Origin of the sequence: Paenibacillus sp. 598K (assembly GCF_003851045.1) — a bacterium.
Taxonomy (GTDB): Bacteria; Bacillota; Bacilli; order Paenibacillales; family Paenibacillaceae; genus Paenibacillus_D.
Genome location: NZ_BFBX01000054.1, coordinates 1 through 373, shown reverse-complemented (window position 1 = coordinate 373; position 373 = coordinate 1). Strand labels below are relative to the sequence as shown.

The following is a 373-nucleotide window of genomic DNA, read 5'->3' as shown; positions in this document are numbered from 1 at the left end:
GAACTTCCTTGATCTGCCGTCCATACCATTCTGCTTTGTACTGTAATTGGCGGCGCATCTCGCCCCAGGCCGCATCGGCGATGTGCTTGGCCAGCTTGCCCTTGGTCATCATCTCCACGATGTGCAAGTCTTCGAGGCAGATCGTTTGGTTTTCACGGATCCACTTCGTCGTCTGCTTGTGGAGCACATCCTGACGGCTGTTCCGAATCTTCTCATGGATGCGGGCTACCTTGATCTTCGCCCGCTGCCAGTTGCTGCCGCCTTGCGTGCGACGTGACATCCGGCGTTGCCACTTCGCCAACTGCTGTTCATAGCGGCGTGTATGTCTCGGATTGGCAACGACCTCGTCATCGGAGGTCACCGCCAGGTGCTT

The 373-nt window shown here is 57.4% G+C and carries 1 protein-coding gene; it reads right to left on the bottom strand.

All coding sequences use genetic code 11. The annotated features are described in order from the left end of the window. Nucleotides 1-373, bottom strand: a 373-nt coding sequence (locus PA598K_RS16480; RefSeq protein ID WP_148091960.1) for an RNA-guided endonuclease TnpB family protein, incomplete at both ends; no start/stop codon positions are given.